The sequence below is a fragment of the Thalassospira sp. MIT121401 genome (assembly GCF_047125595.1).
In the GTDB taxonomy this organism is placed as follows: Bacteria; Pseudomonadota; Alphaproteobacteria; order Rhodospirillales; family Thalassospiraceae; genus Thalassospira; species Thalassospira povalilytica.
In genome coordinates this window covers 3,579,736-3,597,574 of sequence record NZ_CP138926.1, presented here as the reverse complement: position 1 = coordinate 3,597,574, position 17,839 = coordinate 3,579,736, and the positions used below count along the sequence as shown (strand labels likewise).

At 52.5% G+C, this 17,839-nt stretch carries 19 protein-coding genes; 10 read left to right on the top strand and 9 right to left on the bottom strand.

Annotated elements, in window-relative coordinates; all coding sequences use genetic code 11:
- Positions 1-30 precede the first annotated feature (30 nt).
- Together SIB88_RS16595 and SIB88_RS16590 are read right to left on the bottom strand one after the other, a co-directional pair.
- Positions 31-903 carry a DMT family transporter gene (locus tag SIB88_RS16595; protein ID WP_412558565.1) on the bottom strand — a complete coding sequence of 291 codons (873 nt, stop codon included), beginning with the start codon at positions 901-903 and terminating at the stop codon, positions 31-33.
- 153 nt (positions 904-1,056) lie between these two features.
- The gene (locus SIB88_RS16590) at positions 1,057-1,911 is read right to left on the bottom strand and encodes a D-amino-acid transaminase (RefSeq protein ID WP_114113490.1); all 855 of its coding nucleotides are present in this window, start codon (positions 1,909-1,911) and stop codon (positions 1,057-1,059) included.
- Positions 1,912-2,303: 392 nt separating this feature from the next.
- On the opposite strand from SIB88_RS16590, the gene SIB88_RS16585 reads away from it, so the two are divergent.
- The gene (locus SIB88_RS16585) at positions 2,304-3,221 is read left to right on the top strand and encodes an arylamine N-acetyltransferase family protein (protein ID WP_412558564.1); all 918 of its coding nucleotides are present in this window, start codon (positions 2,304-2,306) and stop codon (positions 3,219-3,221) included.
- A 93-nt stretch (positions 3,222-3,314) separates the two neighbouring features.
- On the opposite strand, the gene SIB88_RS16580 is transcribed toward SIB88_RS16585, so the two are convergent.
- From SIB88_RS16580 to SIB88_RS16560, 5 genes are all read right to left on the bottom strand, one after another.
- On the bottom strand, positions 3,315-4,427 hold the full coding sequence (locus SIB88_RS16580; RefSeq protein WP_068517906.1) for an ABC transporter ATP-binding protein: 1,113 nt from the start codon (positions 4,425-4,427) through the stop codon (positions 3,315-3,317).
- A 13-nt stretch (positions 4,428-4,440) separates the two neighbouring features.
- A complete protein-coding gene (locus SIB88_RS16575) occupies positions 4,441-5,292 on the bottom strand; it encodes a carbohydrate ABC transporter permease (protein WP_101247420.1) in 852 nt (283 codons plus the stop codon).
- Between the two features lie 12 nt (positions 5,293-5,304).
- On the bottom strand, positions 5,305-6,246 hold the full coding sequence (locus tag SIB88_RS16570) for a carbohydrate ABC transporter permease (protein WP_068517908.1): 942 nt from the start codon (positions 6,244-6,246) through the stop codon (positions 5,305-5,307).
- Positions 6,243-7,145 carry an ABC transporter substrate-binding protein gene (locus SIB88_RS16565; RefSeq protein WP_412558563.1) on the bottom strand — a complete coding sequence of 301 codons (903 nt, stop codon included), beginning with the start codon at positions 7,143-7,145 and terminating at the stop codon, positions 6,243-6,245. Before SIB88_RS16565 ends, SIB88_RS16570 begins: the two co-directional genes overlap by 4 nt.
- Before the next feature lie 293 nt (positions 7,146-7,438).
- Positions 7,439-7,870, bottom strand: a complete 432-nt coding sequence (locus SIB88_RS16560; RefSeq protein ID WP_062957282.1) for a MerR family transcriptional regulator — start codon at positions 7,868-7,870, stop codon at positions 7,439-7,441.
- Positions 7,871-8,220: 350 nt separating this feature from the next.
- Between SIB88_RS16560 and SIB88_RS16555 the strand changes: the two genes are divergently transcribed.
- The 9 genes from SIB88_RS16555 to SIB88_RS16515 all read left to right on the top strand — a co-directional run bounded on the left by SIB88_RS16555 (position 8,221) and on the right by SIB88_RS16515 (position 15,182).
- Positions 8,221-8,649 (top strand): disulfide bond formation protein B, encoded by a 429-nt coding sequence (locus SIB88_RS16555; RefSeq protein ID WP_062956591.1) that lies wholly within the window; start codon positions 8,221-8,223, stop codon positions 8,647-8,649.
- Positions 8,646-9,293, top strand: coding sequence for a DsbA family protein (locus SIB88_RS16550; RefSeq protein WP_412558562.1), 648 nt, complete (start codon positions 8,646-8,648; stop codon positions 9,291-9,293). The genes SIB88_RS16555 and SIB88_RS16550 overlap by 4 nt, the downstream gene beginning before the upstream one ends.
- Positions 9,290-9,892: an SCO family protein gene (locus SIB88_RS16545; RefSeq protein ID WP_062956589.1), complete on the top strand. Its 603-nt coding sequence runs from the start codon at positions 9,290-9,292 to the stop codon at positions 9,890-9,892. The genes SIB88_RS16550 and SIB88_RS16545 overlap by 4 nt, the downstream gene beginning before the upstream one ends.
- An 8-nt stretch (positions 9,893-9,900) precedes the next feature.
- Complete coding sequence (locus SIB88_RS16540; RefSeq protein ID WP_062957281.1) at positions 9,901-10,368, top strand: copper chaperone PCu(A)C; 468 nt, start codon at positions 9,901-9,903, stop codon at positions 10,366-10,368.
- Positions 10,365-11,714 (top strand): M23 family metallopeptidase, encoded by a 1,350-nt coding sequence (locus SIB88_RS16535; protein WP_062956588.1) that lies wholly within the window; start codon positions 10,365-10,367, stop codon positions 11,712-11,714. The genes SIB88_RS16540 and SIB88_RS16535 overlap by 4 nt, the downstream gene beginning before the upstream one ends.
- A 4-nt stretch (positions 11,715-11,718) precedes the next feature.
- Positions 11,719-12,237: a signal peptidase II gene (lspA, locus tag SIB88_RS16530; RefSeq protein WP_158586145.1), complete on the top strand. Its 519-nt coding sequence runs from the start codon at positions 11,719-11,721 to the stop codon at positions 12,235-12,237.
- Between the two features lie 97 nt (positions 12,238-12,334).
- A complete protein-coding gene (locus SIB88_RS16525) occupies positions 12,335-12,898 on the top strand; it encodes an SCO family protein (RefSeq protein ID WP_231959657.1) in 564 nt (187 codons plus the stop codon).
- Positions 12,899-13,247: 349 nt separating this feature from the next.
- Positions 13,248-14,003 (top strand): ZIP family metal transporter, encoded by a 756-nt coding sequence (locus SIB88_RS16520; protein WP_197482553.1) that lies wholly within the window; start codon positions 13,248-13,250, stop codon positions 14,001-14,003.
- Between the two features lie 421 nt (positions 14,004-14,424).
- Positions 14,425-15,182 (top strand): IS5 family transposase gene (locus tag SIB88_RS16515; RefSeq protein ID WP_369813471.1). Its coding sequence is split into 2 segments (ribosomal slippage): positions 14,425-14,761 and positions 14,761-15,182, totalling 759 coding nucleotides; the frame shifts between segments, so codons are not numbered across the junction.
- 229 nt (positions 15,183-15,411) lie between these two features.
- Here the strand turns inward: SIB88_RS16515 and SIB88_RS16510 are convergent.
- Positions 15,412-16,620: a ZIP family metal transporter gene (locus SIB88_RS16510; RefSeq protein WP_062956583.1), complete on the bottom strand. Its 1,209-nt coding sequence runs from the start codon at positions 16,618-16,620 to the stop codon at positions 15,412-15,414.
- On the bottom strand, positions 16,617-17,756 hold the full coding sequence (locus tag SIB88_RS16505; protein WP_114129784.1) for a multicopper oxidase domain-containing protein: 1,140 nt from the start codon (positions 17,754-17,756) through the stop codon (positions 16,617-16,619). Before SIB88_RS16505 ends, SIB88_RS16510 begins: the two co-directional genes overlap by 4 nt.
- Between the last annotated feature and the right edge of the window lie 83 nt (positions 17,757-17,839).

The window sequence follows — 17,839 nt, the reverse complement described above, 5'->3', positions numbered from 1 at the left end:
TAATGCGGATACTACACGTTTGTCGTCGGATCAGCTTTCGGCAACGCGCTTTTCGCGGAAGATGATGAAGATGCCGCTGGCGGTGATGATTGCCGCCCCGACAAAGGTCAGAAGATCGGGTGTTTCGCCCCAGAAGAACCAGCCAAGCCCGGTTGCCCAGACAAGGGCGGTATAGTCAAAGGGCGCAACAGTCGGGGCGTCGGCAACCCGGAAGGCCTGGGTGATCATGGTCATGCCGCCGGTGCCGACAAAGGCAATGGCGATGAAAAGCCCGATATCCTCGACCCGGATCGGGGTCCAGAAATACCAGACGGCCGCACCGCTTAAGATCGTGCTGGTGAAGCTTAGATAAAACAAAAGCGTCCACATGCTTTCGCGGGCATCAAGCAACCGGGCGCTCAGCATCAAAAGCGCATAGGTAAAGGCCGTCGCGACGGGTAGAAGCGACACCGGTTCAAACGTTGCCGCACCCGGGCGGACAATCACCAGGACCCCGATGAACCCGACCATGACGGCCAGCCAGCGCCGCCAGCCAACCCGTGCAATCAGCACCGATGAAATGGCCGTGATGAAAAGCGGGGCGACAAAGGCCAGTGCTGTTGCCTCGGCCAGGCCCATCAGATGGATGCTGGTAAAGAACATGATGGTGGCGGTGATCCAGATGATGGTGCGCATGAAATGCACGCCAACCCGGTTGGACCGAAGCCCGCCAAGCCCGACCATCCTGATGGCAAGCAGGGTGGCAACGGGAAGCGCAATCGAATTGCGCATGAAGATGATCTGGATCGGCGAATAATGATCCATCAATCCCTTGGCCAAGGCGTCATTGACACAAAGCAGGGCGACACCGGCACACATCAGGATGATGCCGGTCATGTTATGTTGGGGCTGTTGAGCATTCATGGTTGGTGGCGCTTTCCCTTTTGATGGCATGTTTGTTGGGGCGTTTTGCCATCTGCCTTCGAGTGTTAGGGGAAAAGGACAGGTTAGGCCACAAAGAAAAACGCCGCCCGGTTACAGGCGGCGTTTGCGTTGGGACGCAGATGTAAGAGCCGATCAGAGTGCGGTGGCGCGGTTGGCTTCGATGTAAATCTCGCGCAGGCGCTTGGCGATCGGACCGGGAACGCCATCGCCGATTTTCTTATCGTCGATTTCAACCACCGGGCAGACAAAGGCCGAGGCCGAGGTCGAGAATGCTTCTTTTGCATTCTGGGCTTCTTCAATCGTGAAGTGGCGTTCTTCGATCTTGAGCTGCAATTCCTCGGCACATTTCAGGACCGATGCGCGGGTGATGCCATGCAGAATGTCGGTCGAAAGTTCGCGGGTTACAATCGTGCCGTCCTGGGTCACGATATAGGCATTGTTTGACGATCCTTCGGTCACAAAGCCATCGAGAACCATCCATGCATCATCGGCACCCTTGGATGCAGCTTCGGTTTTGAGAAGCGACGCATAAAGCAGCTGCACGGTCTTGATGTCGGACCGGCGCCAGCGGATATCAGGGAAGGTGACGATTTTCTGTCCACGTTCGGCCAGGGCTGATTTGATCAGCGACTTGCTTTGGGTGAACATAACGATGGTCGGCGTGGTTTCCGGGTTGATTGCGAAATCACGATCACCAGCCGACCCCCGCGAGACCTGAAGATAAATCAGGCCTTCGGTGATGTCGTTGCGCTTTACCAGCTCGCGGTGGGCTTCAAGCAGCTGATCGATATCAGGCTTGAAGGCAAATTTGAGTTCGGAAAGCGAGCGTTCAAGACGCTTCATATGACCCATGAAGTCAATCAGTTTGCCATCAAGCACCGAGGTCACTTCATACACGCCATCGGCAAACAGGAAGGATCGGTCAAAGATCGAAATCTTGGCTTCGGTTTCCGGCAAAAATTCGCCGTTCACATAAACAGTACGCATGGCAACTTTCCTGGGTCAGGAACGGATATGGCTATCCGTCTTTGTTTGATATGGCGACGTTTCCATCGGTCTGCCCGGACATTTTTCCGTGGCGGGTTGGTCCCGGCGACCGTCTAAAATCGATTTAGCTACTGATTATCACAGGATGAGGGGCGCTGTCGTGCAAAAGCTGTGGATCATGCGTCTAATTGATTGATTGTTGCTTGTGTGGGGCGGCTATGGTCGGTCATTGTTGTGATGTGGTCCCGAATATCGTCATATTGTCGAAGATTGTTCGATTTCGAAGCCAAAAAGCAAAAAGACAATTTTTTCCTTTTGACCTTAACATTGGTTGAGGTTCTATCGTCCTGTTCCATGAGATGAAAATATCATCAGGAATATGGAGCCGATTGATGAACAGTCCCCAGCCAATACGCCGTGACGTCACACCCGCCAATGATCACAATTTTTTGCAAAGCTGGGTCAATGTCAGTGGGGCAAAGCCGGTCCGCATACCGGTTCAGGAAGTCGATCTTGATGCCTATTTCGCCCGGATCGGTTATGACGGCCCGCGCGAAGCGACCCTTGAAGTCTTGCAAACCCTGCATGCCCTGCATCCGGCCAATATCCCGTTCGAAGCGATTGATGTCTTCAATGACAAACCCATCAGCATCGCACCCGAAGATGTGGATCAGAAACTGATCCATGACGGGCGGGGCGGATATTGTTTCGAACAAAATTCCCTGTTCCGCCGGGTGCTGCGCAGCCTTGGCTTTGCGGTCGAAGGTCTAGCCGGACGGGTGTTGTGGGGATATGGCGAAAATGATCTGCCACGTCCGCGCTGCCACATGGCCAACCGGGTGACCATCGATGGCGAGGCATGGCTGGCCGATGTTGGTCTTGGCGGATGTGTGCCGACCGCGCCCTTGCTGCTTGATACTGCCATGCCACAGGTCGCCCCGCATGACACCTATCGCGTGACCAAGGGTGAGCACAGCTATTTTGTCGAACTTGAACGTGATGGTGTGTGGAAGGCAGTGCATGAGATCGATATCGCACCGGTGGCCGACATCGATTACGAGGTCATGAACTGGTACGCATCCGACCATCCTGACAGCGGGTTTTGCAAAACTCTGATGGTGGCGCGATCCGCACCGTTTGCGCGGTTCACACTTCTGAACAATCGCCTGACCATCCGGCTTGTCACCGGCGAGGAAGAGCAACATACCCTTAGTGTCGGTGACATCCCGCAAACTTTACAGGACATCTTTGGCATTGCGCCTGATCCGGCATGGCGCTGGGCCTTTGCAAGATTGGTCAATCACGGTTAGGGATAAACGAGTGTGCGGTGTTTATGCCGCCTGTGAATGATCAAGGGCGGGGAGTTGTCGGCTCCCCGCCCTGTTTATATTTCAATTTATCTTTCAGTCACGATGATCACCATGCGGTTCGCTTGCCGGGGGAAGACGTTTTTCCGATGCGCTGTCAAAGACATGGACCTTTGTCATGTCAAAGGCGATATGGATGAAACTGTCAACCGCATAGTCCGGGCGATCCATGGTGAAAATCTTGATCGGTTTGCCTGCCAGCGTCACATGGACCAGGGTCGATAGCCCCATCGGTTCGATCAGCTCAACCTTGGCCGGAAGGCCGTTTTCCCCGTCAGAGACGATGGTGATATGTTCCGGGCGCGCACCCAGTGTCACCGGCTGATTGTGTTGGGCATCGCGCGCGGGCAAAACCGGTACCAGCGCACCGTCAGTCAGGCGGATGCCCGCACTGTTTTCCCCGACCTGTTCATAGCTTCCTTCCAGGAAGTTCATGGCTGGTGAGCCGATGAAGCTGGCAACAAAGATGTTGGCCGGCCGGTCATAGATTTCGACCGGGCTTCCGACCTGCTGAATGATGCCGTCATGCATGGCGACAATCCGGTCGGCCATTGTCATGGCTTCGATCTGATCGTGCGTGACATAGACCGATGTGGCACCAAGGCGGCGATGCAGTTTGCGAATTTCAGTACGCATCTGTTCACGCAACCGGGCATCAAGGTTTGAGAGTGGTTCATCAAATAGGAACGCCTGGGGTTTGCGCACAATCGCACGCCCCATGGCAACACGTTGACGCTGCCCACCCGAAAGTGCCTTGGGCCGGCGTTCCAGAAGGGCGGTCAGGCCAAGAATTTCTGCAACGCCTGAAATCGCATCGGCGATTTTTTCCCTGGGGGTTTTGCGTAAGGTCAGGGCGTAGCTCATATTTTCGGCCACCGACATGTGCGGATAAAGGGCATAGGACTGAAACACCATGGCGATGTCGCGGTCCTTGGGTTGCAATTCATTGACCACGGTTCCGGCAATCGAAATATCGCCCGATGTGATGTCTTCAAGCCCGGCAATCATGCGCAGCAACGTCGATTTGCCACAGCCCGACGGACCGACAAGGACAATGAATTCCCCGTCCGAGATTTCAAGATCAATGCCGTGCAAAACATCAACCGCGCCATAGCTTTTGCGTGCATTTGCAATTTGAATGGAAGCCATATGAAACGTCCTCTTATCCTTTGACCGCGCCAGCCGTAAGCCCCTGCACCAGATAACGCTGGATCAGCAGGAAGAACAGACAGGCGGGAATAAGTGCCAGCACACCGGCAGCCATCATCTGGCCGAAATCGACACTGAATTTCGAAACGAATGACAGAAGCCCGACCGGGAAGGTCGATGCGGACTCACTGCTGACCAGCATCAGCGCAAACAGAAGTTCGCTCCAGGCGGCGGTAAAGACAAAGCCAAGCGTTGCGGCAACACCCGGAAGTGTGAGCGGCAGGATAATGGCCCGGAATGCTTCAAACCGGGTATTGCCATCAATCATCGCGGCTTCTTCAAGATCCTTGGGGATGCCGTCAAAGAAGGACTGCATCAAAAAGGTCGCAAATGGCACATTGAACGCCGTATAGACAATGATCAGCCCGGTCAGGCTGTCGGTCAGGCCAAGCGGGGCCAGAATTTTGAAGATCGGCGCAATCAGCATCACCAGCGGGAACATCTGCGTAATCAGCATCAATGCGACGATGATCACCTTGCCGCGAAAGGCAAAGCGCGAAAACGCATATCCCGTAAGGGCGGCCACCAGAGTTGTGACAATGGCGGTCGTGCCCGCGACAATCACGGAATTCAGGAAATAGTGCGGAAAGTTGCTTTGGGTCAGAACGAATGTGTAGTTCTCCCAGGTTGTGCGCGACGGCCACATCCGGACCCCTTCGGTATAAAGGATGTCGTTGGGCGTCACCGAAACCTTGAGCAACCAGTAAAGCGGAAACAGCGCAAAGATCACAAAGGCGGCAATCATCAGATAATGACTGCCCCAATAGAGCCATTTGCGCGTTGAAGTTTGTCCGGTCAGGGTCATGGGGCGGGGTTCCTAACTATCGGCATGGGTCATGGCACGGCGCAGCGCGATCACACTGAGCGCATAGGCCAGCAACAGAACCAGAAGCACCGCAGCAATCGCCGAGGCATAGCCGAAATCAAGCCGGCGGAAGGCCTGGGTAAAGATGTAGGAGGCAACGATCTGGGTGGAATCTGCCGGGCCGCCATTGGTCATGACGACAATCAGATCGGCGAAATTGGCAATCCAGATGGTGCGCAACATCAGCGTGATGGCAATGGTGGGCGCAAGGAAGGGCAGGGTGATGCTGATGAATTGCTGTCGGGTGGTTGCGCCGTCAATGGACGCTGCCTCATAGAGTTCCTTGGGGATCGATTGCAGGGCGGCCAGCATGGTGATGGCAAAGAACGGAATGCCAAACCAGATATTGGCAATGATCGGCCCCCACATCGCAAGGTCGGGATCAGACAGGATATTGAACGGTTCGGCCATCAGGCCAAGCGACGTCATCCAGTGCGGCAGCGGGCCGACCACCGGGTTGAACATCCATGCCCAGTTCAGACCCGACAAAAAGGTCGGCACCGCCCATGGCAGGAACACCAGTGCCTGCACCAGCCGACGGCCCAGAAACTGCCGGTTCAGCAAAAGTGCCAGAATAAGGCCAAGGCTGAACTGAAACAGCAGGGATCCGAATGTCCACCATGCGGTATTGGCAAGCGCGCCCAGGAATGCCTGATCGGAAATCAGGGCTTCGAAATGGGCCGTGCCGACAAAACCGCCGCTGAACGGATTAAGGATGCGGATGTCGCGGAACGCGTAGCTCAGTCCAAGGATCAGCGGCATCAACATCACCGCGATGATCAGGACAAGGGCCGGCGAGACATAAAGATACGGTTCGATGATCCCGGAAATCTTCCGTGAGAAGCCCCCCCGTCTTTCGACGGGGAGTTTTCCGGTTTGGGTTACAGTGGTCACTGATTTGCCTGCATCCAGTTTTTCTGTGCCGGGGTCAGATATTCTGCCCACTGATTGGCCAGTTCTTCCGGGGTGATCCGGCCCAGCATGGCTTCCTGACTGGTGCGGATGACCAGGCTGTCCTTGAAGAAGGCAAATTCTTCAAGATGGGTCGGCATGACGGTCGGATGAACGTCCGGGTCGGACAGTTCGGCGAACCATCCGGCAAATTGCGGGCTGGCAAAGAACGGATCGCTTTCGGCACCGTTATGGATCGGAAGGGCACCGATGCGCTTGTTCCAGGTCAGGTTGCTGTCCTTGGATTCAAGATGGGCAATCAGTTTCCAGGCTTCGTCTTTATGTTCACTGTTTGAGAACATCGACCAGCCGGCATAACCGATGGTCGGGAATGCCTTGCCCGACGGGCCTTTGGGCATGGTGGTCACGCCAAAATCTTCTTCTTTCATGCGGCTTGAAATGGCGATCAGGGCGTCGGGGTCCTGATCAAGCATCGCACAGGTGCCCGAATAGAAACCGGCCACAATTTCGTTAAAGCCCCAGTTCAGGCTGTCTTTCGGTGCCAGGCCGTCCTTGTAGATATCGACCAGATATTCCAGACCATTTTTCCAGCCATCGGAATTGAAGGTGCTTTGACCGTCTTCGGTAAAGAAGTCGTTCGAACCGGCCATGGCCGCGCCAAACATCACCCAGCCATTCAGGCCACCCGGCCCGCCGCGCATGCAATAACCGTATTTGCCCGGAAGATCCGATACCTTTTGGGCCGCAGCGCGGAAATCTTCGAGGGTTTCGGGGATTTCGGTCACACCGGCTTCTTCGAACAGTTTCTTGTTATAGAACATCGCACGAAGATAGAAACCATAGGTGTAGAGGATTGCACTTATCGGCGGCCAAACTCGCACTCATCGCGCATTTCTGGTTCAGATTAAGTGATTTTATCACGTGTGCCAAAGCCACTTTATCTGCGAACGAGATCAGATTAATAACCGCCAGATCGAAATCATCGCCGTGAAATCACATTATGTGCCACTGACGATTAGACCGGAAAACGCTCCTATTACTGACACCTAACCTCGCTAATGAAAACGAATGTCATATCACACCAATCAATAAGGGAATAGCTGCAGAACTTCTTACAGCCTGTATCAATCAATAGCGACATCGCAAAGAGTGATTTTGCAAGGAATTGTCATGGTCAAACTTTAGGTATGTCATGATTCTTGGCTTCGCACAGAGTATGATCGCCAAGCGTCTCTATCACTCGGCAATTTGCAATCCGCCCTCCTTTGCATTGCTCCACCATACGCTCAAGCTCGCGTCGAAGCGCCTGAAGTCGTTTTAGACGCCGATCAACATCCTCCAACTGTTTTTTTGCTATCGCATCCGCTGCCTCGCACGAGTATTCGGGATTGTCAGCAAGGCTTATCAAATCCCGAATGGTTTGCAATGGGAAGCCAAGCTCTCGCGCATGACGAATGAAACTAAGCCGTCTGATTGCTTCTTCGTCATACAGTCGTTGATTGCCTCCGGATCGGGATGGAGATGGCAAAAGGCCAATCTGCTCGTAATACCGAATTGTTTGCACCTTGCAACCGACGGCTTCAGCCGCGCGGCCGATTGTGAGCAAGTTCATCATTCTTATTTTCTCCTTGAACCTATAGCTACTAGAGATAGTACCTTTCGTGAGAATTGGGAATGTATCAAAGAGTTTTGAGACAATCATATCTGCCAGCTGCGATGATAACGAACCAAAATTCTAGGGTGCGTCAGAAGGTTTCCGCGACGCTATTGGAAATGTTGCCGTTTTGTTAGCAGCCAGCGGCGTCTTTGTTACAGGCACCGCATGGCCGGACTTGGTCGTCGCTGGCGTAACGACCAGGATTTTCCTTTGGTCAGCGTTGCAGATTATTACGCAGGCAGTTCGCGAAAGCCGATATTCCGTTGAAACTGATTCTGCCGACTAGGACAAATGATCAGATGCCTACCGTGCAAACACAAAAAAACGCTCTCTATATGGCTTGGTTAGTCGCGCTTGTATCTACTCTTGTCGCGCTATTCCTTGGCGAGATCATGGGACGGACACCGTGTGTTCTGTGCTGGTACCAGCGCATCGCAATGTTTCCCCTCACCATTATACTAGGTATTGCTGCCTACCTGTCTGACAACGCAGTTCGCCGTTATGCATTGCCGATAGCAGTGATTGGAGGCCTTGTAGCTCTGTGGCACAGTCTTTTGTTTTTGGGAATTATACCTGAGACGGTGCAACCCTGTTCACGAGGAGGACCGTCCTGTACCGGAAATGAGCAGACCTTGTTCGGAGCTTTGCCGTTACCGTTTCTTTCGGTCGCTGCCTTTGCCGCAATTATTCTTTTGCTCACCATTCCATTCAGAAAGGCCTCGACATGAACCGCCGAACCTTTGTAGCAGGTACTGCCGTCGTCGCTCTTGGTGCTTTTGCCGTCGGCGCGATGTTTTATCAACCTGTCAGTGACAACCTGTCGCCCCCTTTACCTTCGGACGCAAACAGCGCGCCACTTGTGCGACCGCACGCTCCTATGCTGGGCCCTGATGACGCGCCAGTTACCATTGTCGAATTTTTTGACCCTGCCTGCGAAGCGTGCCGGGCATTTTATCCCGTCGTCAAGGAAATCATGTCGACGTATCCTGACAAGGTGCGCCTGATACTTCGATATGCGGCGTTTCACCCAACATCGGAGGAAGTCGTTCGTATTCTTGAAGCCGCTCGGTTGCAGGGTAAATTTGAACCGGTTCTTGAACGCCTCATGGAAACTCAACCTCGATGGGCGCCCCATGGAAGACCTGCGGATAGCGCGTGGACAGTTCTGGATGGCACAGGTCTTGATATCCCAAAAGCAAAATCGGATGCGAAAATGCCCGATATTGTGGGAACGATGAACATGGATGCGATGGATGTCAGCGCAGTCGGCGTGAACAAGACGCCAACATTCTTCGTGAACGGGAAGCCGCTGACAGAGTTCGGTGCTCAACAACTGAATGATTTGGTCAAGGCAGAGGTGGAAAAAAATTGAAAACTGTACGCCTTACCCTTTGGGGAGCTGTCGTCGTTGCATCGGCAGCCTTTCTCTGGCTGTACACATCGCAGGGTAGCAATCAACGTTTTGTGAGTGAGTTATCGCAAAACACGGACACACTTCGTCCGGAATTTTCGCTAACCGATCACCAGGGAAATGCCGTCACGGAGCAAACTTATCGTGGCAAATGGCTTCTGGTTTTTTTCGGGTTTACCAACTGCCCGGATATCTGTCCGACGACACTTGGTGAACTTGCACAATTGATGGACCTGCTTGGCCCGGACGCCCAAAAGACCCAACCGTTGTTTATTTCAATTGATCCTGAACGAGACCGGGTAGAAACAATGGCAGAATACGTCTCTGCTTTTCATCCGTCCATCGTGGGGTTAACCGGGACCGAGACTGAAGTCACGGCGACGGCTAAATCTTTCAAGGCTTTTTTCGAGAAGCTGCCACAGGAAACTGCTCCGGATGGCTACACCATGGGTCACACTTCCGCAGTATATTTGATTTCGCCAGAAGGTGTATTTGTCCGTACTTACAGCTACGGAACGTCTCCGGAAAAAATTGCAGCAGACGTCCAACAGAGATTATGAGGTTCACTATGTCTCGAGTTTTATTCAACACTCTTTCGTCATTGTTATTCCTTCTGTTTGCATTTCCGGCGACTGCTGAGTCTGTTAGGGGTGGAGATCTGGTTGTTGAAGCACCTTGGGCCCGCGCTTCTATTGGTACATCTCGCCCATCAGCTGCTTATATCACGATCAGAAACGAAGGATCATCAGCCGACGTATTGACCGGCATTGAAACCGAAATTTCCAGCATGCCGGAAGTTCATGAGATAAAGACCAATGATAACGTTTCCACAATGTCGCCAGCTGGTCCGGTGGAAATACCCGCGAAGGATGCTGTTAAACTGGCTCCTGGAGGGTTGCATATAATGCTCATTGGGTTGCAAAGAGCGTTGGTAGAAGGTGAACGGTTTCCAATGACCTTGATTTTCGAGAAGGCAGGCCGGGTAAACGTGTCGGTTCCAATCTACAGTCTGGGTGCTTCAGGGCCTGAGGAATGATGCCTACTCAAGTATATGGTCTAACCGGTTTTGGAGTTATGGGGATCACGGCAATCATAATGCTTTTGGAGTGGCCTTTTTCCCGAAACCCGGACATCAAAGAACAGAATGTGTCGGCATCCGCCGCAGCGTTCCTTGATACTGATCATGCCCAGCGGGAAGATACAAGTCCAGAACAGACATCCATCCGGCAAGAGGCGACCAAAATGACCATACCTCTGGTTCTGGCCCCCGGGGATACGCTGCTGGGCGTGCTGACCGAAGCCGGCATTCCCACTAGCGAAGCATATGCGGCTATAAACAGGCTGAAGGGATTGATTGACCTCCGTACGCTAAAGGTGGGGCAAAGACTGGATTTGATTGTCAGTATAGTCTCCGAAAAAGCGAAAGAACGCCGCCTCGAAAATTTGACTCTGCTACCCGAGACAGATCGTCTGATTTTTGTCCAGCGCACCAGTTCCAATAGTTTTGATGCACAAACCCAACAAATCAAACATTCCGCCAGATTGATATCTGTTTCAGGCGTGGTGGATACCAGTCTTTACGAAGCAGTACGCAAACAAGAAGTACCACAGTCTATTCTGTTGCAATTATATGATGTTATGGGGCTGGCCGTCGATTTTCAACGCGATATTCGCGAAGGTGATCGCTTCGCGCTGGGCTATGAAAGATTTGATGATGGCGATTATGAGCAAGCTCATCCCGGGAAGCTAAGTTACGTCTCTGTTACCCTCGCCGACCGTAAACTGAGCTACTTCCGATATAAAACCAGAGAAGGCTTTACCGGCTTCTTCGATGCTAAAGGTAACAGCGTTCAAACGAACCTGATAAAGACCCCGGTTGATGGTGGACAACTTTCATCGCTGTTTGGCCAGCGAGAACATCCTGTGCTCGGTTACACACGGATGCACAAAGGTCTAGACTTTGCTGCCCCGCGGGGGACGCCGGTGCTCGCAGCAGGAGATGGTATTGTTACCCAGCTGAAACGCAAAGGAAGTTTTGGGAAATATATCAGTATCCGGCATGATAACAGATACTCCACAGCTTACGCTCATCTCAGCAAGTACAAGGACAACGTTGAGCAGGGGCGCCGTGTTCGGCAAGGCGAAGTCATAGGATATGTCGGCGCAACCGGCCTGGTCAGCGGTCCTAACTTGCACTACGAGGTTATGCAAGACGGTAAGCAGGTAAATCCGATGACCGTTGAGCTATCCTCACGACAGATACTGACAGATGACGAGCTTGCACGGTTCCGGCGGACCGCTAAACGATTGTTGCAGGATCTGAAAATCAAAGCTCCGAAAAATACAGCACAGGATGAGTCCTATATCCTGGAAGAGGGATGAGGCAATGGATAAGAACCGCAAATATCCGTTGCAGTTGCCTGTATTCGTCTTTTCCTTGGCGGGAGCCGCCTTTTTATCGGTAGTGGATCTGACGATAAAGTGGGCCGTAGAGACGATCATCATGGATCCGCCGCACCGTATTCCTCTCCTGCCCTTCTTCGATCTCGTCCTCGTCTTCAACCGAGGTGTCAGTTTCGGTCTTCTTGATGACCTTGGTCGTTGGGGCCCCATCGTTCTATCTGGCCTGGCGATTGGAATCGTCGGTGTCCTGATTATTTGGCTCTGGCGGGCGCAACGGATGAACGAGATCATCGGCATCACTTTGATCATTGGCGGCGCCATAGGGAATCTCATAGACCGTCTCTATGACGATGCAGTGACAGACTTTCTTAATCTTTACGTTGGTCAATACCATTGGCCCGTTTTCAATAGCGCAGATGTTTTCATTACGATCGGGGCATTGTGCTTGCTCTTACCCGACCTTGGAAAAAGAACGGATGTTGCACGTAAAAACTCCAGTTAGGCTGGAAAACAGAACCCATTTTAACGCCATATTAGAGGAGTAAACGATGCCTGTCTCAAGGCGTAAGATGGTTTGGACTGCTGCTGGAGCGGTCAGCATGCTCGTAGCAACTTTGCTGACGGGATGGTGGCGGGTGGATGGACCAGCTGCCCCTCAGCGTCAAACACGCATCAGCGCTTTGCCTCTTCCCTTTTCTGAGATGGATTTTCAACTGACAGACCATTCCGGCAGGAAAGTCGGCCCGGAAGATTGGATCGGTAGCCCCACACTCGTGTTTTTCGGGTTCACATATTGCCCCGATATTTGCCCGACGACCTTATCCGACATAACTCGCTGGCTCGAACAACTCGGAGAGGATGCCTCGCGGTTGCATGCGGTTTTCATCACGGTCGATCCTCAACGAGATACCGTTCAGGCAATGGCCGAATATGTTCGTAATTTCCATCCCTCCATCAAAGGTTATACCGGTCCTCTTGATGAAATCGATAAAGCGGCAAGGGCTTTTCGGGCCAAATACGAACGAGTTCCAACAGAAAACGGCTATACGATGAATCATACCGCAGGTGTTTTCGTCTATGACGCCGATGGAATTTTCGCTGGCGTTATCGATTTTCACGAGTCAAGGGACATAGCCGTTCCCAAAATCAGACAGGTACTGTGACTGTGACGAAGTGATATGGACGCCCGAACGGTTTGCCAGAAAGAACCGTTTCCAGATCAGAAGAATAGCAACGCCCTAACCATTATCAATGTCTCCGGCAGTCACTCCAATTTAGAGTCTGATTTCGCGGAGATGATAGCGATCTGGCAGCAACTGTCTTATCTCATTTGCTGATGGTATGAGTTTGGCTTTGGCAATGAAAATCGATGTGAGCCGGACAAATGGATAAGGTTGTGTTTCGCTATCTATCGTTACAATCCTTAACATCCAAGTCAGACCGGAACAACAACGAGTAGCGAAAGATTGCGGTTTCAAATTGGCGCTCCCAGGAATTAATAAAGGGAGAAGGATGATGGATAGTATCTGGCTGGTCCTCGGTCTAGCGCTATTTCCCGCCTTGGGGAACTTTAGTGGTGGTCTTGCCGCGGAGGTATCTCGAGTCACAGGACGCCATCTCAACTACGCTCTTCATGGGGCCGCTGGCCTTGTAATTGCTGTAGTGGCTGTTGAAATCATGCCACGTGCACTAGATAACCTTTCAGGCTGGGTAATAGCCGTTGCTTTTGCATTGGGTGGTATCGCCTACACAGGTATCGAGAAGTTCGTGGAGTCTCTCTACACGCGACGAGGCAAGCAGGAAGACAACAGTCAGACAAGTGTCTGGATGATCTATATCGCAGTGTCCATTGACCTGTTCAGTGATGGTCTTCTGATCGGAGCAGGGTCGGCAGTCTCGCCGTCGGTTGCAATAGTTCTTGCGACAGGACAAGTCCTCGCGGACGTTCCTGAAGGGTTCGCGACGATCGCCAACATGAAAGACAAAGGGATTTCCCGCAGCAAACGCCTGTTGATCTCTGCCTCCTTTGCAATTCCTGTACTCTCGGCGACCGTCTTCGCTTACTTCGTGCTCAGGAACCAATCAGAAGCGCTTAAACTAGCGGCATTGACGTTCACGGCAGGCCTTCTCACGATCGCTGCCATCGAGGACATGATATCCGAGGCTCACGGAAGCGGAGAAGATACCCACATCTCACCTTTGGCCTTCATCGGCGGCTTTGTCCTGTTCGTTCTGGTATCGGAGGGGTTGGGAAGCGTAATGCCATGAAGCCAATGGCCTCATCTCTAACACAGCGACTGTCGGAACAGTCAAATGAAAAGCATTCCCCAGCTTACGCTTCAGCAAACGGCATCCTAACTACAAATGTTGTCATATACCAAAAAAGATGACGCCCGTGTTCAAAGCTAATTGCCCGAAAACTCGCAAAACCTTGCCAAGGCACTTGTGGAGCAAGTCGATGCGGCAGGCAGGTTTACCGATATGATCTTCAATGACGTATAATCTGATCTTCCGCAGATGATTGCGGTTTGGGGCAAGTAACCTGAACAAGAAACTGCCCCACCTATTCTGTCTACTTTAATAGCGGCGGCTCTGACAGATTCTTCACCCGTCAGTGTAGGGCTTGTTGAGTATTGGGATTCACAAATCGGTTCGAATGTGATTCAAGCTTCCTTTTGAGGAGGTTTTGATGAATGAAGATCGGTTTGTGATCACGGATCGAATATGGGTGTTGATGGAACCACATTGCTTGGACAAGCCGACTGATCCCGGGCGTACCGGCGGTGATTGTCGACTTTTTATGGAAGCGGTTTTGTGGGTTGCGCGCACGGATAGCCCATGGCGGGATTTACCAGAATGCTTTGGTAAGTGGAACACGGTGTTCAAGCGATTTCGCGAATGGGTCAAGCGCGATGTATTCTATCGTATGTTCAATGCCTTAAGCGGTGTACCGGACATTGAATACGCGATGATCGATGCCACAATCGTCAAGGTTCATCGTCATGGTCAAGGCTCAAAAGGGGGACTCAAAGCCAGGCTGTAGGCAAATCTAAAGGGGGCTGGACGACGAAAACCCTGGCGCTCACCGATGCGCTTGGCAATCTCGTTCGTTTTGAGCTTCTGCCCGGCAATCGCTACGACACAATTGGCGTTGAACCTCTGATCCACGGCATCGACTTCGGCGGCTTGCTGGCCGACAAGGCGTTCGACTGCAACTGGATTATAGATGAACTCAATGAACGCGGTGCCATGATTTGCATATCACAGCGCCCGCAGCGCCTCGAACCCGTGGAAATCGACCTTGAAGTGTACAAATGGCGGCATCCGATCGAAAACTTCTTTTGCAAACTCAAAGAGTTCAAACGCATCGCCATGCGGAGCGACAAGACAGATGATAGCTTCTGCGCCATGATCTATGCTGTCGCTGCCATTATCAATGGACGGTGATACTCAACAAGCCCTAGTTTTTTTCCATGTATATTTTTTACGTCTGCCAATGGCCGGGACTTTTGTCATCTGTGCAATAGCAGTCGTTATGGAAGCATTCGGCGACTTGTCATCAAAGATGATTGTGATTGCCGGGCATGCAATCGTCAATCTACTGCCTTTAAATGCTCTATCATGTGTTCGAGCCACGTCTGAATGCATGAAGGCGCTGTATTCGACAGTGAAAGGTTTAGATTTTCACCAGCATTGCCGTTGCGTACATGAAGGCAACGCCAAAAATCAATCCGCTCAACACTGAAGGCGAATAAAGCGCTGCACTGCCGCGTCCGTTGCTTCTGGCCAGATAGGAACCGACCTCGATGATAACCTGCAAGATGGCACCCGCTCCGATGGACAGGGCGAGGGCCGACCATTGCGGTGCCGCTGCCAGACTTCCGATCCACAAACCAATGATTGCAGGTCCTCCTGCAAGAAGGGTAAGAGCCGGGAAAGTGATTAACGACGGTCGCTTTTTGAGAATGGGAGCCGCAATTCCAATGCCCTCCGTGATGTTATGGATGGCAAAACCCAAGATCAGGAACGTACCAAGCCCGGCCGAGCCAGCCGCAAAGGCGGCACCGATAGCCAAACCTTCTCCCAGATTATGCAACCCGATCCCGAGAGCAATAAATGTGGCGAGAGCCAAACCCGTCGGCGCACCATGTCGTCGACCAACAGCCATAAGTATGAGAAAGCTTGCCGCCGAGGCGAAGACAACCATGATCTGCCCTTGGAAGATGGCAGCAGACTGACTGGCGAGTTCGAACGCTTCTCCTGCAGCGTCGATCATGAGGTAAGCAAGCAGGCCAACAGTCATGGCGAGCAGGAAGTTCATGCCCGGCTGGCCGACGCCGCGCAAGGCGGGATAGAACAGGAGGCCAATAGATACCGGCACGATACCGACGAAGACGCCAAGAAGGGTTTGGAAGAGCAACGTGCCATTACTCTGGGTTGGCGACGTCACCGCCACTGGGATCTCATGCTCGAATGTTGCCCCTGTATTCGTAATTGTCTTGATCACATGCGCTTCTCCCTGAACCCAGGGATATGGCACATGAATCCATGCGCTCTGCCCCCGGCTCAAGGGTCCCGGAGGAGTCTGCTCGAATTGCCAATACGCATCATCCACAAGTACCTGAGCAATCATCATCGGATCAGAACCACTGGCGCGAACTCGAGTGGCAATGCCGTCCGAGGACAGAATTGTCCGCTCGAAGGTTAAATTCTCTACTGGTGGTACACCGTTGTCAAAACTGCCTAAAAGATCGCTCGTAACGAGCCATGCAATAGCGGCGGCAAGTGCTGCAAGTGGCAGGACCAGCCAGATCAGAGCCAGCTTGTTGCGAGGTGAAGCATCCCGAGCATCGATGTTTGGGGCTAAAGGGTCCGTGTCACTCATGCTCTGGCCTCCTGAACATCAAAAAAGCTCATCCAGCCCAGTTCGGCGAACTCGGACTGGTGCGCATGAAACATGTAGAGCCCAGGCTCGTGATTCTCGAACGAGAACTCGATAATGCCTCGCTGCCCCTGACACTGCATGACGGTATCAATCGTCAGTTGTGTCGGCGTTAGTGTGGTGCCGTGATCGAAATAGTTGAAGAAGTTCGCATGCAGGTGAAACGAGTTGATCGGATCGAATTCGACGAGATTGGCAAGGTAAATGCGGACCGGTCTGTCGCGTCTCACAGGGATAGGTCGCTTCATGTAGGCATGTGCAACAGTATTGACCGCGTAGACCTCGTTCTCGTCGTCAAAGTTGGTGTCGAAGGCATTCATTACCATTGCGAATTCCTGCCACTGATTGTTCTCCTTTGTCCCTAGCAGTCTGGATCTGGCGATATCAGTATTTTCGGGATGTCGTCCCGGGTCAGGATCAATGATAAAGAGCCCGTAAAGCCCCTTATGGATGTGCCGTTTTAGGGGGAGTGCGTGGCAGTGATAGAGGTGGCAGCCGAACGGTTCGGCATCGAATTCATAGATAAACTCTTCTCCTGGGCCAACCACTCCGGCCCCGGGCACACCGTCCATGCGAGCCGAATGAATCCCGTGGAAGTGGATCGAGTGCGGGTGAGAGCCATAGTTGCGGAAGATGACTCTGAGTCGCTCGCCTTCAGTTGCTCGCAATGCCGGACCTGGTACCCGGCCATTATATGTCCATGCGGGGAACATGACACCGGGAGCAATTTCGATCTCCTTGTCGATGGCATCAATTTCGAAAGTACGCAGACGCCGTCCATCAGGTAGCTGCGAGATCGTTCCTGTATCCCAATCGGTAAGAAGTTTTGAGGTGTCGAAGCCATTGCGCACCTCGTCGACATCTCCAACGGTCATCATCGTTCCATGGTTAGTAGCATGGCCCGGCATTTCCGACATATTTCCGCTACCCAATCTGTCGCCATCATGGTTCTTCGTGCCCTGTGATGTGTCCGATTGGCCAAGCGTCTCCCGAGCAGCCAAGGTCGCCCCCGCAGTTGCGATGATGCCAGCTCCGAGGAACCTCCGACGGTTAAGAACTACTGGTAGCCATCGACGCATGAGAGTTTCCTTAATACAGGGGTTTCAATCAATAAAAGCACTTACTCTATAATATAGCAATAGCTATGTTAAAACAGATCACC